We start from the raw sequence: 13,831 nt of genomic DNA on the forward strand, positions 1-13,831 counted from the left end.
TACGGACAACTGAAGCGGGCTGCAAGGGAGAGGCGTCGTGACCGGACTGGTCGTCGCGATGGACGGTCCTTCGGGGTCGGGCAAGTCGAGCGCGTCGCGCGGGGTCGCGCGGGCGCTCGGGCTGCGTTATCTCGACACCGGGGCGATGTACCGGGCGATCACATGGTGGATGCTCCAGCAGGGCGTCGATCTCTCCGACCAGGAGGCGATCGCCGCCAGGGCGCTCGGCCCGGTGCTGACGCTCGGCACCGACCCGGACGCCCCCTCGGTCGCCGTGGACGGCGCCGATGTGGCGGCTCCCATCCGCACCGCCGAGGTCACCGCGGCCGTCTCCGCGGTCAGCGCGGTGCCCGAGGTGCGGCGCAGGCTGGTGGCCGAGCAGCGTGAGATCATCGGCGAGGGTGGCATCGTCGTCGAGGGCCGCGACATCGGCACGGTCGTCGTCCCGGACGCCCCGGTCAAGATCTATCTGACCGCGAGCGCCGACGCCAGGGCGCTGCGCCGTACGGCGGAGCTGGCGGGCACCACGGTGCAGGCGCAGAAGGCCGCGATGGCCAGGCGCGACACCCTGGACTCCACACGCAAGGCGGACCCGCTCGCGATGGCGGCCGACGCCGTAGAACTCGACACAACGGCGCTCAACCTCGACGAGGTCGTCGCCGAGATCCTGCGTTTGATTAAGGAAAAGACGTGACAGGGGAATTCGAAGAAGACAGCGGCTGGATCGACGCGGGGCCGGTCGATTCAGGTACCGGGGAAGGCTCAGAGGAGGACTGGCAGGACGCCGGTCCTCAGCCGGTCGTCGCCGTGGTCGGGCGCCCCAATGTGGGCAAGTCCACGCTGGTCAACCGGATCATCGGCCGCCGTGAGGCGGTCGTTGAGGACGTACCGGGCGTGACCCGGGACCGGGTCACCTACGACGCCACCTGGCGTGGACGGCGCTTCACGGTCGTCGACACCGGAGGCTGGGACCCGGACGCGACCGGTATGGCGCTGAGGATCGCCGAGCAGGCGCAGGTGGCCGCGGAGCTGGCCGACGTGATCCTGTTCGTGGTCGACGCGACGGTCGGCGTGACCGACGCCGACGAGATCGTCGGGCACGTGCTGCGCTCCTCGGGCAAGCCGGTGATCCTCGCCGCGAACAAGGTCGACAACCAGCAGATGGAGCTTGAGGCCGCCGGGCTGTGGTCCCTCGGCCTGGGCGAGCCCCACCCGGTCTCGGCTCTGCACGGCCGGTCGAGCGGTGACCTGCTCGACGTGGTCCTCGACAGCCTGCCCGAGACGCCGCCGCAGCGCTTCGGCGAGGAGCGGGGACCGCGCAGGGTGGCCCTGCTCGGCAAGCCGAACGTGGGCAAGTCCTCGCTGCTGAACAAGCTGGCGGGGGAGGAGCGCGTCCTGGTCGACCCGATGGCGGGCACCACCCGCGATCCGGTCGACGAGCTGATCCAGCTGGGCGGCAAGACCTGGCGTTTCGTGGACACCGCGGGCATCCGCAGGCGTGACCGCGAGCTGAAGGGCGCCGACTTCTACGCCAGCATGCGCACCAGGTCGGCCCTGGAGCGCTCCGAGATCGCGGTCGTGCTCATCGACGCCAGTGAGACGCTGACCGAGCAGGACCTGCGGATCATCTCCCTGGTGATCGAGTCGGGGCGGGCCATGGTCGTGGCGTTCAACAAGTGGGACCTGCTCGACGAGGACCGCCGCTACTACCTGGAGAAGGAGATCGACCGTCAGCTCGTCCGCGTTCCGTGGGCGCTGCGGGTCAACATCTCCGCCAAGACCGGCTGGCACGTGGACAGGCTCGTCCCCGCTCTGGAGAAGGCGCTGGAGTCCTGGTCGACCCGGGTGCCGACCGCCCGCCTCAACGCCTTCCTCACCGAGCTGGTCGCGGCGACCCCGCCCCCCGTCAGGGGCGGCAAGCAGCCCAAGATCCTCTTCGCCACCCAGGCGACGACCGAGCCGCCCAGGTTCGTGCTGTTCACCTCAGGCTTCCTTGAGGAGACCTACCGCCGGTTCATCGAGCGCAGGATCCGTGAGGAGTTCGGCTTCGCGGGCTCCCCGATCGAGGTCACGATGAAGATCAGAGAGAAGCGGCAGGGCCAGAAGAAGAAGTGACCCGTTCACCGGGTACGGCGCGCGCCGTACCCGGTGAACGGACTCAGCGCAGGCTCTTGAGGTGGGTCACGACCGGGCTGTAGGCGGCTTCGAGCTCCCGCAGCTGGTCGTCGGTCAGCAGGTCGATGAAGTGCTGCCGTACGCTGGCCACGTGATGCGGGGCGACCTGCTGGATCGTGGCCCAGCCGTGCTCGGTGAGCACCGCGAAGGTGCCGCGCCTGTCGTCGACGCAGGTCTCCCTGGCGACCAGTCCGGCTGCCTCCATCCGGGAGATCTGGTGGGACAGGCGGCTGCGGGACTGGATCGTGGCGTCGGCGAGGTCGCTCATGCGCATCCGGTGGCCCGGGCTCTCCGAGAGGTTGACCAGGATCTCGTAGTCGTTCACCGAAAGCCCGAAGGTCTGCAGGTCACGATCGAGGCGGTGCTCAAGTAGTTTGTGCGCGGCCAGATGAGCACGCCAGGCCCGCTGCTCCATCGTGGAGAGCCAGCGGGGCTCCTCGTCGTTCACTGCTGCTATCACCCGTTCCTCGCTCGTCGTGCTGGAGGCCGCCACGGGTTGGCCGTTTCGCCCGCCGTGCCGTGATCGCTCCTGGCTCATAGAGCAGAACTTACCTCAGACGGTGGTTACGACCTCCTCGTAGGTCAGGCGGGGAAGGCGGTCGAACCAGGCGTCAGGGCCGGGCCTGCCGATGTTGACGACCGCCAGCACGGTGTGGGCCTCGTCGAGGAACTCCTTGTCGACGCCGGCGGCGTCGTAGCCCGCCATCGGGCCCGCGGCGAGACCCGCCGCGCGTACGCCCAGGATGAAGTAGCCGACCTGCAGCGCCGCGTTGAACGTCGCGGTGCGGGAGCGCAGCGCCTCGTCGGCGGCGAGGATGGCGACCAGCGGGGCGGCCGCGGTCTTGGCCTGGTTGCCCGGCGCCATCAGGCGGACCAGGCGTTCCCGGGCCTGCGGCGAGCGCACCAGGACGACTCGCAGCGGCTGCTGGTTCATCGCGGTGGGGGCGTACTTGACCAGGTCGTAGATCGCTCGCACCTGTTCGTCGCTCACCGGTTCCGTGGTGAAGGTGTTGGCCGTACGGGCCTCACGGAAGAGCAGGTCCTGGGCCTCGGGAGAGAGCACGAGCGACATGTTTCACCCCTTGTGGGTTATATGCACGGTTTCTAGCGTTCTCTGCCGTCAACATAGGTGAAGATTCAACTATTCCACGGTGGGCAGGAGACGTGCGTCACGACCGGACGGCGGGGAGGAGGCGAAGGGTGGAGGACAAGCAGGAGAGCCTCGGCACGGTGATCGTCGCGGGGCTGGCCAACCTCGCCATCGCCGTGGCCAAGCTGGTGGCGGGACTGGTCAGCGGCTCCTCGGCGATGCTGTCCGAGGCCGCGCACTCGGCCGCGGACACGGTCACCGAGGTCCTGCTGTTCATCGCGGTGCGCAGGGCCGGACGCCCCGCGGACGCCCGCCACCCCTTCGGGTACGGCATGGCGGGCTTCTTCTGGGCGCTCATGGCCGCCTTCGCCACCCTCATCGGCGGAGCCGGGTTCTCGATCACCCATGGCGTGCACGAGATCGCCCACGGCGAGGAACTGGCCGACCTGAGGCTCTCCTACCTGGTCCTGGCGATCGCCTTCGTCGTCGAGGGGATCTCCCTCCTCAAGGCCCTGTCGCAGGTGCGCGGGCAGGCCAGGAGACTGCGGGTCAGCCCGGGGCGCTACGTCGCCAGGACCCCGGACACCGCGCTCAAGGCCGTCGTCTTCGAGGACGCCGCCGCGCTGGTCGGCCTGCTGATCGCCGCGGCCGGACTGCTCGGCTACCAGGTGACCGGATCCTCCCTGTGGGACGGCGCCGCCTCCGTGGTGATCGGCCTGCTGCTCCTGGGCGTGGCGCTCAACCTCATCCGCGCCAACGCCTCCCTGCTGATCGGCCAGTCGGCACCGGCACGGGTCGAGCGGGAGATCAGGGCCGAACTGCTCGCGATGCCCGAGGTCGAGGCGGTGGTCGAGCTGCTGACCATGATGCTGGGCCCCGATGAGATCATGGTCGCCGCCCGGGTGGACTTCGTCGACGAGAGCACGGCGGGCGCGCTCGAACGCGCCGCGGACCGGGTCGAGCGCACGCTCGCCGAACGCTTCCCGGCCATCTCACAGGTCTTCCTCGACCCGACTCCCGGGGAACAGGCCAAACGTGGCCGGGCGGTCGGTGACGACGCTGACCGCGACGCCTGAGGCGGTGCGCCACTCCAGCAGGTGCCTGCCCTCCCACTCCAGGCGCCGCCGTCCGTCCCCGGCGCCGTCGAGGGGAAGCGCGGACAGGTCGGCCGAGCGCAGGCCGTCGAGGGCGAGTTCCCCGCGCTTGATGAGGGCCTCCTTGCGGACCCACAGACGGATCAGCGACTCGTTGTCGGCGACCAGGGCCCTTTCTGCGGGGGACAGCGCCTGTGCCGCCAGGGACTCCTCAAACGGGCCCCCGGGCACCCGCTCGGCGTCGACGCCGATCCGCCCCGGGCCCGCCGCCGCGCACACGTACCCCCCGGTGTGGGAGAGGCTGACGCCGAGCTCGGGGAACTCCGCCAGGGACGGCCTGCCGTGCCCCGGGCCACAGCGGTCGCAGTGCTGCAGCAGCGTCAGCTCCTCCTCGGGCACTCCGGTCACCCGGGCGGCGCAGCGCCGTACCAGGAGGTGGGCGGCCACGAAGTCGCGGCGGTGGGCCTCCTTGAGGAAGCGCGCCGCCCGCTCCCGCTCCACCTCGGTGAGCAGGTCCAGCGCGGCGGGGGAGTAGATCTCGTCGGTCGGACCGGCCAGCACCAGGCAATCAGGCATCCGCCCAGACTAGGGCCCGTCCGGGCGGCGGGTCGTGGGTGCCTGGGTCAGGAGAGGAGCCCGGCCATCCACTCCTCGATCTCGTCCGGGCGGCGGGGCAGCCCGGAGGACATCAGGCGGGCGCCGTCGGCGGTGATGACGAGGTCGTCCTCGATGCGCACGCCGATGCCGCGCAGTTCGGGAGGAAGGGTCAGGTCGTCGGGCTGGAGGTAGAGGCCGGGTTCGACGGTGAGCACCTGCCCCTCCGCGAGCACGCCGTCCAGGTAGGTCTCGGCACGGGCCTTGGCGCAGTCGTGCAGATCGATACCGAGCATGTGGCCGCTGCTGCACAGCGTGTAGCGGCGGTACAGGCCGCTGCCGGGTTCCAGGGCCTCGTCGGCGCCGATCTTCAGCACTCCCCAGTCGTGCAGCCCCTCGGCGATGACCCGCATGGCCGCCATGTGGAAGTCACGGAACCTGGCGCCGGGGCGCAGGGTGGAGATCGCCGCGTCCTGCGCCTGCAGGACCAGCTCGTAGACCTGCCGCTGGACCGGGCTGAAACGGCCGGAGAGCGGCAGGGTCCTGGTGATGTCGGCGGTGTAGAGGGAGTCGGTCTCGACGCCGGCGTCCAGCAGGAGCAGGTCGTCGCCGTTCAGGGCGCCGTCGTTGCGGATCCAGTGCAGGACGCACGCGTGCGCGCCGGAGGCCACGATGCTGTCGTAGCCGACGGCGTTGCCTTCGAGACGGGAGCGGAGCCCGAAGACCCCCTCCAGGTAGCGCTCGCCGCGCCGGTGCCGCATCGCCTGGGGGAGCGCCCTGACCACGTCCTCGAAGCCGCGGACGGTCGCCTCGACGGAGAACTGGAGCTCGGCGACCTCCCACTCGTCCTTGATCAGCCGCATCTCGGACAGGAACGTCTCAAGCTCCGCGTCGCCCTCGTGCGGGGAGACCAGGGCGTCGACGGAGGCGTCGACCCCGCGCAGCACCCTGGCGGGCCCGGTGAGCGCTTCGCCGAGGCGATCGATCGGCGCGCAGTCGATCAGGTAGAGCGACTCGGCCTCCGCCAGGTCGGGGCGCCTGCCGACCCAGAACTCGCCGTAGCGGCGGTCGCGGTAGAACTCCTGCCCGGCCCGTCCCGGTGCCGAGCGCGGCGAACGAGGACGCAGGAACAGGGTCGCGGTCCCCGAGGGCTCGACGACCAGGACGTCGTCCGGCTCCTGGTCCCCGGTCAGGTAGGCGAAGGCGCTGTGCGCCCTGAACCGGTAGTCGGTGTCGTTGCTGCGGACCTTGAGCGTGCCGGACGGGATGACCAGCCGCTCGCCCGGGAAGCGCGCGGCCAGTGCGGCACGGCGCTTGGCGGTGTAGGCGGCCTGCGGCAGCGCGGCCAGGTCGTCCCGGTGGGTGTCGGCCCAGCCCGTGCCCATGAACGCGGCGAGGGCCTCGGAGACCGGTAGGTCGTGGCTGCCGGTGTTGAGCTTGTCGGTCATCGTTTCCCCGTGGTGAGATTGTGGTATTTCACACGTTACTAATCTGAGGCGGGACGCGCATCCCACCACCATGTGTGACATAACGGTCGCAGGGGCCGCCCTGCTCATGCTTAGGGCGCACCCGGCCAGGGCAAAACCCAGGGATACCCCAGCCACGCCGAACCGAGGTGGTTTCCATGCTGATTGGGAAGATTCTGCAGGCCAAGGGCTCCGTGGTGACGACCGTCCGCCCCGACGCGACGGTAACAGACCTGCTCGGGCTGCTCGCCGAGCACAACATCGGCGCCGCGGTGGTGTCCGAGGACGGTTTCTCGATCGTCGGCATCGTGTCCGAGCGTGACATCGTACGGCGGCTGCACGAGCACGGGCCCGGCGTGCTGGGAGCCCCGGTCTCCTCCATCATGACCACCGAGGTCCGTACCTGCTCGCCGGACGCCAACGCCGACGACCTGCGCCAGACCATGACGACACACCGCATCCGGCACGTCCCGGTGGTCACCGACGGGCGGCTCACCGGGATCGTCAGCATCGGCGACGTGGTCAAGAGCTCCATCGAGACGCTGGAGACCGAGCGGGCCCACCTCGTCGACTACCTCCACCGCTGACCCTCTCCGGGTGGGGTCCCGGTGCGGACCCCACCCGGACCGCTATCGCACGATCACCTTGCCGGTCTCGACGGTCAGGCCCTTGACCTGCGGTGTCGAGGTTCCCGTCGTCACCGTCCCGGTTCCCGGGCTGACCCCCCTGACCTTCAACGTGTAGGTCAGGCTCCCGCCCGGGGCCCCGGGCACACTGGTGACCCGCAGGTCCCCGGTGGGCGGCCCCGAGATCCGGCCGCCCGCCGTACCGTCGGCGTTCTCCGCGCCCACGGTCAGGCCCAGGTCCCCGGACGGGGCGCCGGGCGGTCTGTCCGGATCGTAGGTGTAGGTGATGTCCTCGGTGCCGTTGAGCCCGACCCACTGCTGGAACACCTTGGTGTCCGGGGTGCCGCGGACCTTGAGCCGCCATTCGATCACCAGCCACTTGCTGGGGCCGTCGGCCAGCGTGCCGACGTAGACGCCGGGCGCGTCGGTGCCGTCCAGATCGGTCCAGTAGGGGGCGATCACGTTGTTCGGCGCCGCCGGGTCGGGCAGTGACTGCGGGACGGGACTGATGTCGGCCGGATCCGAGGTGCCGCCCGCGACCGTGTAGCCGTTGGAGACGACGCCGATCCTGGTGTAGGTCCTGCCCGCGTAGGTGAACGCCGGGACGGTGAAGTTCAGCGCCTGCTCGTCGCCGATCGGCGTCGGCTTGACTCCGAAGGCGTCCAGCGGGAGGTACGGCGCGGGCCCGGTGCCGGGCACGACGTCCGGCCTGTCGGGCTGCCTGGGGGCCAGGGTCGCCTTGGTCGTGGCCAGCTGCGAGCCGATCTTGACGGCGCCGGTCACGCCGTTCAGCCTGAGCCTGCCGTCCAGCGTGCTGACCGCCGTCACCTCGGTCTTGTCGAAGGTGTCGTTGCGCACGGTGACCGTGCAGGTCGCCTCCTCGGTGCCGCGCCGGATCACCGAGGGAGCGCAGTTCTGCTCGACCGGGACCGCCCCCTGCCTGCGGAGGAACGCCACGGGAAGGTGCAGGTCACGGCTGCCGCCGATCTCCTTGAGGTCCACCCGGCCGAAGTACTGCCCGTCCGGCAGCTCGGGCGCGGCGATCACGACGCTGATCTTCGCGCTCCTGCCCGGACCGACGCTGAGGATCGGCGGCAGCACCGTGACGCTCGCCCCGCTCACCGTCGTGCCGGTGGCCCGGTAGAGGAGGGTCCTGTTCGTGACGTTGGTGACCGTCCGCCTGACCGTGAGGACACCCGGCATGACCGGGGCGTTCACCGAGGGCAGGTTCAGGTCGACGCGGTTCAGCTCGTCGGCCGCCGAGGCGGCGAAGTTCCGCGCGCTCTCACTCAGGGTCAGGCCGGGATCGCCCGCCCTGGTCAGGTCGACACGGCCGCCGCCGACGTCGAAGGGGTCGGCCGGGGTGAGGCGGTCCTGCTTGGTGACCGTGGTCTTCGCCGTGGTCACCAGGGCCGACTTGACCTGCCCCGGCGTCCAGTCCGGGTGCAGCGCGAACAGCAGGGCCGCCGCGCCCGCCACGTGCGGCGCCGCCATCGAGGAGCCCGACATGACCTGGTACAGGTTGCCGGGCGGGCCGCCGGACGGGCTTTCCAGGACCGGCGTCTGCCCGGCCAGGATGTGCAGGCCGGGCGCGCCGACGTCGGGCTTGAGGAAGTCGCCGGCGGGGCCGCGCGAGGAGAAGGAGGTCATCACGTCACCCTGCGCGGCGGCCTTGGCGCCCTGGGTGAACGTCGCGGTCACCCCCGGGTTCGCGGACAGGAAGGCCAGCATCGCGTCGGCCTCCGGCTTGCCGAGGTGGATCGCCGGGAGCCAGTGGTTGTCGGCCATCGGGTCGAGCGGCCTGGCGTCGTAGACGATCAGGCCCGCGGCGCCGCCCTGCCGTACGTTGTGGCCCTTGAGAATCCGGTCGCCCGCGCTGTCACAGGCGACGATCTTCCCGGTGAACAGGCCCGCGGGCGCGGGCGCCGAGCAGGAGGCGTTCGAGTACGGCGCCGCGGAGGCGAGCACCACCGGCAGCGGGGAGGCGACACCCGTCGTGACGGACAGGCCCTTCAGCGTCGCGCTCGCCCCGCCCGCGCCCGCCAGCGTGATCGCCGACTGGAACGTACGGCTCTGCGTCGAGGCCGCGACCGTGGTCACCCACGGGCCTGTGTGGTTGACGGTTCCCGCCTTCGGCCCCGTGTTGCCCGCGGAGGCCGCGACGAACACTCCCGCCGCGTAGGCGTCGAGGAAGGCCAGTTCGACCGGGTCGCTGTAGGGGGAGGCGCCGCCCGAGACGGAGTAGTTGATCACCTGGACGCCGTCGAGGATCGCCCGGCCGACGGCCTGCGCGGCGTCGGAGGGGAAGCAGCCCTGCTGCCCGCAGACCTTGTAGACCGACACGTGCGCGGCGGGGGCGACGCCGTGCAGCGGGCCCCTGTCGACACCGAGCAGGGTGGCGCCGGAGACCGGGCCGCCCGCGGCGGTGGTCGCGGTGTGCGTGCCGTGGCCGTTCGAGTCACGGGCACTGTCCGGGTACGTCTCCCCCGGATAGGCGGAGTTGTAGGTCTCCAGGAAGGGCGCACCGCCGATCAGCTTGCGGTTGCAGGTGAACGGGTCGGTCCGCGGGGTCAGCGGGTTGTCGCCGAAGGCGCAGGCACGCGGAGTCCCGTCCTTGGTAGGGGGCACCGCGGGCAGCGTGCCGGGGTCGGCGAACTGGGGGTGTTCCGGCCAGGCGCCGGAGTCGAGGACGCCGACGACGACGCCCTTGCCCGAGGAGGAGGCGCCGCCGAGCCTGCCGTAGACCGTGGGCGCCCCGATGAAGGAGGCGCTCGAGTCGGTCAGGAGTTGCTCCGGTTTGTCCTCCTGCACGGCGGTGACCCCGGGGAGCCGGGCGACCAGGGCCGCCTTACTGGCCGGGATGCGCAGCGCGATCCCGCCGTAGACGGTCCGCAGCCGCTGTCCGGCCTTGGCACCGGGGACCTCCCTGGCCAGCGCGGTCAGGAAGTCGTCCTCGACCCGCTCGATGTGCCCGGTGTACCTCCTGGCCTCGGCGCCGCGGACGTCGAGGGCCCTTCCCGTCTCGGCGGGGCTCGTCGCGGGCAGGCCGTCGAGCCCGCCCCGGTAGGCGGCGTAGGAGTCGTAGTCGAGTTTGACCATCACGTTGACGGTCGCGTCGGAGGTGGAGCGCAGCAGCGCCTGGTCGCTCCTGGCGATCCTGCCGGTCTCGGACCTGGCGCCCTGCATCGGCTCGCCGCCGGTCAGCGGGGTCACCGTCCACTTCCCCCGGCCGGGAGGAGAGGGAGCCGGGTCCGCGTGAGCCGGCGGGATCATGATCGCGACGAGCCCGGCGCCCGCGACGGCCGCGACCAGGCGCCGGGTCCGTGGCGAGGGGGACGTGCTTGACAACTGGGGACCTCCTTGGGGGACGCGTGAGCGTGTCACACCGCAAGGAGGCGCCCGGTCACCCGCCGCGTCCGGGCGCGGTTGAGGAGGCCTCGGCTCTCCCCGCTGGGTGACGAGGGAACGGCCGCCCGATATGGGCGGCTGATCATGAATGGGAGCCTAGCTAGAGCCCCTTTGTTTGCCTAGATACGGAAATTTCGGCAATCATCGAGATAGCTGGCCCGGTCCCGGGTGGGCTCGTCCGCGAGCACGTGCGATGAGAGGCTGGAACCGTGAAACTGAAGCTGGACCTCCACCCGATCTTCAACCGCGGCGGCGAGATCGACCGGGCACTGCGGGACGTCATCGACGAGGCCATCAGGAAGCGGGCGACCGAGGTCGAGATCATCCCCGGCAAGGGGTCAGGTCAGCTCAAGAAGAAGGTCCTGCGTTTCCTCGAACAGAAGGAGATCAAGGCCCTCTACCACCGCATCGACAAGGACTCCAAGAACCACGGCCGCCTGTTCGTCTACTTCAGGCACAAGTAGACCCGCCGGCTGTGACGCCGCCTTCGGCGCGCTCACCCAAGCCTGGCCGGGCGCTGCGCCGGGCCAGGCAGGACGGCCTGCGCCACCTCGGGCCGGACGGCACCTGACCACATCGGCCGGATCGCCGCCGACCGGCCGTACTTCTCCGGCAGGCATCGCCGTGCCCGCCTACGCGGACTCGGCGAACACGCGGACGCCCGGCTGAAGAGCTGGAGGATTCTCAAGCTACGCCGCGGCCCCGGCAAGACCGGTCACCTCTGCGAGGCCGTCGCCGTCCTCCAGAGTCACGGAGGCGCGCGGACCACCCGAGGACGGGAAGGACTCACCGTTGTGAGACCGTGCCGGGGCTCCAGGAGCGGGTGCTGAGGACGAGGCGGTAGCCGTCAGGGTCGGCGAGGGTGACGCCGTGGGCGTCCCAGTAGGGGCTGTGGGCGGGAACACGGACGCCTCCGCGGACAGGAGCCGGTCGAGCAGGGCCTGGCCGACGGGGGCGGCCAGGTCGAGGAAGGGGCGCGCGATGCGGATCCGGATGGAGGCGTCGATCGTCATCGGCGCTCGTCCGTTCCGGCGATCTTGGCGGTGGTGACGGCGACGCGGTTCCAGGTGTTGACGGTGAGGATGACGGCGAGCACGTGGGCCAACTCGGCCTCTTCGAACCGGGCGGCGGCTTCGGCGTAGACCTCGTCGGGGACGCCGGCGTCGGCGATCAGGGTGACCGCTTCGGTCAGGGCCAGCGCGGCCTGTTCCCTGGAGGAGAAGAAGTGCTTCGCCTCGCGCCAGACCCCGATCATGTGGAGACGAAGGTCGTCCTCACCGGCCTTGCGGGCGTCGGTGACGTGCATGTGCAGGCAGTAGGCGCAGCCGTTGAGCTGGGAGGAACGGATCTGGATCAGCTCGGCCAGGGCGGGGTCGAGGCCGTCGCGGGCGGCGGCGTCGAAGCCGATCAGGGATCTGAACGCCTTCGGGGCGGCGGCGGCGAAGTTGAGGCGGGGCGCGGTGTCCGTCATGCGCACTAACCTAGGGAGTTGATAGACCGCTCAGGAGGTGCATTCCACTGTCGGAACCTTGGGTCAATTCGGCGGAGCGCATCGGTTCTGACCTGCATCTTGAGCTGGACGGAACCGGATCACGGCGAGCCGCTCTCGGGCGGGCGCTGCGGGCGGCGATCCAGGACGGGCGGCTCGCCCCGGGGGTGCGGCTGCCTCCTTATCGATCGCTCGCGGTCGACCTCGGAATCGCCAGGAACACGGTCGCCGACACCTACGCCGAACTGGTCGCCGAGGGCTGGCTGACCGCGCGGCAGGGCTCGGGAACCCGGGTCGCCGAACGCGCGGCTCCCGCGAAGACGGCGCGGGTGCCGAGGAGGCCGCGGGCCGTGCCCGCCGCCCCGGCGCACAACCTGTCGCAGGGGCAGCCGGACGCGTCGTCGTTCCCCAGGAACGCCTGGTCCGCCTCGACCCGCCGTGCTCTCGCCGCCGCGCCGAACGACGCGTTCGGGCCGGGTGATCCCCAGGGGCGGATCGAGCTGCGCACCGCGCTCGTCGACTATCTGGCCCGTGCCCGTGGGGTGCGGGCCGTTCCGGAACGCATCGTGATCTGCGCCGGTTTCGCCGACGCGCTACGCCTGCTGTTCGGCGGCGGCGTGCTGCGCGGCCCGCTGGCCGTCGAAGCGTACGGCCTGGCGTTCCACCGTTCCCTGCTGGCCGCCGACGGGGTCAGGACGGTGGCGCTCGGCCTGGACGACCACGGCACCAGAACCGAGGACCTGGCCGGGCGACGGGGTGTCCGCTCGGTGCTGCTCACCCCCGCCCACCAGTTCCCCATCGGCGGTCCGCTCACCCCGGCACGCCGCAACATCGCCGTCGACTGGGCACGCGAGCGCGGCGGCGTCGTGATCGAGGACGACTACGACGGCGAGTTCCGGTACGACCGGGAACCGGTGGGCGCGGTCCAGGCGCTCGATCCCGAGCACGTCCTGTACGTCGGTTCGACGAGCAAGAGCATCTCGCCCGCCCTCCGGCTCGGCTGGATGGTGCTCCCCGAACATCTGGTCGACCCGGTCCTGGCGGTGAAGGGCCAGCGCGAACGCTGGACCGGCGTCGTGGACCAGCTCACCTTCGCCGACCTGATCGTCTCCGGCGCCTACGACCGCCACATCCGCCACATGCGCCAGCGCTACCGCGAACGCCGCAACCGGCTGGTGGAGGCCCTCGCCGGCCAGGCTCCGCACATCGAGGTGGCCGGCATCGCCGCGGGCCTGCACGCCGTCCTGCGCCTGCCGTACGGCACCGAGGCCGCCACCTTGAGGGCCGCCGCCTGGCGCGGTGTGTCCCTGGACGGCCTGGCCGGCTTCCGGCACCCCGACACCCCCGCCGACCTTGAGGGCCTCGTCGTCGGCTACGCGACCCCGTCCGACCACGCCTACGCCGCCGCCCTCGCCGCCCTCTGCGAGATCCTTCCACCCGCCCCGTGAACCGCAGGGACGGCGAAAGCCCCGTCCGGGGACGGGGCGGTGACCGGGCTCTCAGCGAGGGCCGCGGAGCCGGAGGGCGAGGAGGGCGGTGAGGGCGATGCCCGCGACGGCGATGGTGACGGCGGTCTGGAGGCCGCCGGTGACGGCGGTGGGGGAGGGGGCGGCCGGAGAGAGGGTGACGGCGACGATCGCGGCGCCCCCGCCGCCGAGCAGGAGGAAGCCGCCGAAGGCCACCGCGTAGGCGCTGATCACCCACTGCAGGCTCTGGGCGGAGAAGCCGAGAGCCGAGCCGATCTCGGGCAGCGTCACGTACACGATGTTGTAGTCGATCGAGACGATCAGCTGTGCGAACGCCAGCAGCGCCAGGGTGAGGCCCGGCCGTCGGCGGGCCGCGATACCGGGTGCGGTCAGAGCGGTCATGATGGAGTCCTTCTTCGCGGA

General features: G+C 71.2%; 14 protein-coding genes. 6 read left to right on the plus strand and 8 right to left on the minus strand.

The window, feature by feature from the left end; translation table 11 throughout:
* Positions 1-58: 58 nt before the first annotated feature.
* Both cmk and der read left to right on the plus strand, forming a co-directional pair.
* Positions 59-694 carry a (d)CMP kinase gene (gene cmk / locus ABZ463_RS00265; protein WP_352009465.1) on the plus strand — a complete coding sequence of 212 codons (636 nt, stop codon included), beginning with the start codon at positions 59-61 and terminating at the stop codon, positions 692-694.
* Positions 691-2,115: a ribosome biogenesis GTPase Der gene (gene der / locus ABZ463_RS00270; protein WP_352009103.1), complete on the plus strand. Its 1,425-nt coding sequence runs from the start codon at positions 691-693 to the stop codon at positions 2,113-2,115. Before cmk ends, der begins: the two co-directional genes overlap by 4 nt.
* Before the next feature lie 43 nt (positions 2,116-2,158).
* On the opposite strand, the gene ABZ463_RS00275 is transcribed toward der, so the two are convergent.
* Both ABZ463_RS00275 and ABZ463_RS00280 read right to left on the minus strand, forming a co-directional pair.
* Positions 2,159-2,713, minus strand: coding sequence for a MarR family transcriptional regulator (locus ABZ463_RS00275; protein WP_352009104.1), 555 nt, complete (start codon positions 2,711-2,713; stop codon positions 2,159-2,161).
* A gap of 15 nt (positions 2,714-2,728) precedes the next feature.
* Positions 2,729-3,247, minus strand: coding sequence for a nitroreductase family protein (locus ABZ463_RS00280; protein ID WP_362771604.1), 519 nt, complete (start codon positions 3,245-3,247; stop codon positions 2,729-2,731).
* A gap of 128 nt (positions 3,248-3,375) precedes the next feature.
* On the opposite strand from ABZ463_RS00280, the gene ABZ463_RS00285 reads away from it, so the two are divergent.
* Positions 3,376-4,341: a cation diffusion facilitator family transporter gene (locus ABZ463_RS00285; RefSeq protein ID WP_352009106.1), complete on the plus strand. Its 966-nt coding sequence runs from the start codon at positions 3,376-3,378 to the stop codon at positions 4,339-4,341.
* On the opposite strand, the gene ABZ463_RS00290 is transcribed toward ABZ463_RS00285, so the two are convergent.
* Both ABZ463_RS00290 and ABZ463_RS00295 read right to left on the minus strand, forming a co-directional pair.
* Complete coding sequence (locus ABZ463_RS00290; RefSeq protein WP_352009107.1) at positions 4,258-4,935, minus strand: 4'-phosphopantetheinyl transferase superfamily protein; 678 nt, start codon at positions 4,933-4,935, stop codon at positions 4,258-4,260. The two genes, ABZ463_RS00285 and ABZ463_RS00290, sit on opposite strands and share 84 nt — an antisense overlap.
* Before the next feature lie 47 nt (positions 4,936-4,982).
* The gene (locus ABZ463_RS00295; protein ID WP_362771607.1) at positions 4,983-6,401 is read right to left on the minus strand and encodes an aminopeptidase P family protein; all 1,419 of its coding nucleotides are present in this window, start codon (positions 6,399-6,401) and stop codon (positions 4,983-4,985) included.
* 176 nt (positions 6,402-6,577) lie between these two features.
* On the opposite strand from ABZ463_RS00295, the gene ABZ463_RS00300 reads away from it, so the two are divergent.
* Positions 6,578-7,006, plus strand: coding sequence for a CBS domain-containing protein (locus ABZ463_RS00300; RefSeq protein ID WP_352009109.1), 429 nt, complete (start codon positions 6,578-6,580; stop codon positions 7,004-7,006).
* A gap of 42 nt (positions 7,007-7,048) precedes the next feature.
* Here ABZ463_RS00300 and ABZ463_RS00305 read toward each other — a convergent pair whose 3' ends face one another.
* Positions 7,049-10,393 (minus strand): S8 family serine peptidase, encoded by a 3,345-nt coding sequence (locus tag ABZ463_RS00305; RefSeq protein ID WP_362771609.1) that lies wholly within the window; start codon positions 10,391-10,393, stop codon positions 7,049-7,051.
* Between the two features lie 269 nt (positions 10,394-10,662).
* On the opposite strand from ABZ463_RS00305, the gene ABZ463_RS00310 reads away from it, so the two are divergent.
* Positions 10,663-10,917, plus strand: coding sequence for a Smr/MutS family protein (locus ABZ463_RS00310; RefSeq protein WP_271219377.1), 255 nt, complete (start codon positions 10,663-10,665; stop codon positions 10,915-10,917).
* A gap of 225 nt (positions 10,918-11,142) precedes the next feature.
* On the opposite strand, the gene ABZ463_RS00315 is transcribed toward ABZ463_RS00310, so the two are convergent.
* A complete protein-coding gene (locus ABZ463_RS00315; RefSeq protein ID WP_362771612.1) occupies positions 11,143-11,466 on the minus strand; it encodes a hypothetical protein in 324 nt (107 codons plus the stop codon).
* Positions 11,463-11,924: a carboxymuconolactone decarboxylase family protein gene (locus ABZ463_RS00320; RefSeq protein WP_352009112.1), complete on the minus strand. Its 462-nt coding sequence runs from the start codon at positions 11,922-11,924 to the stop codon at positions 11,463-11,465. Before ABZ463_RS00320 ends, ABZ463_RS00315 begins: the two co-directional genes overlap by 4 nt.
* Before the next feature lie 146 nt (positions 11,925-12,070).
* Here ABZ463_RS00320 and ABZ463_RS00325 point away from each other — a divergent pair, with 146 nt between their 5' ends.
* Positions 12,071-13,390, plus strand: coding sequence for a PLP-dependent aminotransferase family protein (locus ABZ463_RS00325; protein WP_362772208.1), 1,320 nt, complete (start codon positions 12,071-12,073; stop codon positions 13,388-13,390).
* Between the two features lie 51 nt (positions 13,391-13,441).
* Here the strand turns inward: ABZ463_RS00325 and ABZ463_RS00330 are convergent, their stop codons facing one another.
* Positions 13,442-13,810, minus strand: a complete 369-nt coding sequence (locus tag ABZ463_RS00330; protein WP_362771614.1) for a hypothetical protein — start codon at positions 13,808-13,810, stop codon at positions 13,442-13,444.
* Positions 13,811-13,831: the final 21 nt, after the last annotated feature.

Origin of the sequence: Streptosporangium sp. NPDC020145 (assembly GCF_040631275.1) — a bacterium.
In the GTDB taxonomy this organism is placed as follows: domain Bacteria; phylum Actinomycetota; class Actinomycetes; order Streptosporangiales; family Streptosporangiaceae; genus Streptosporangium.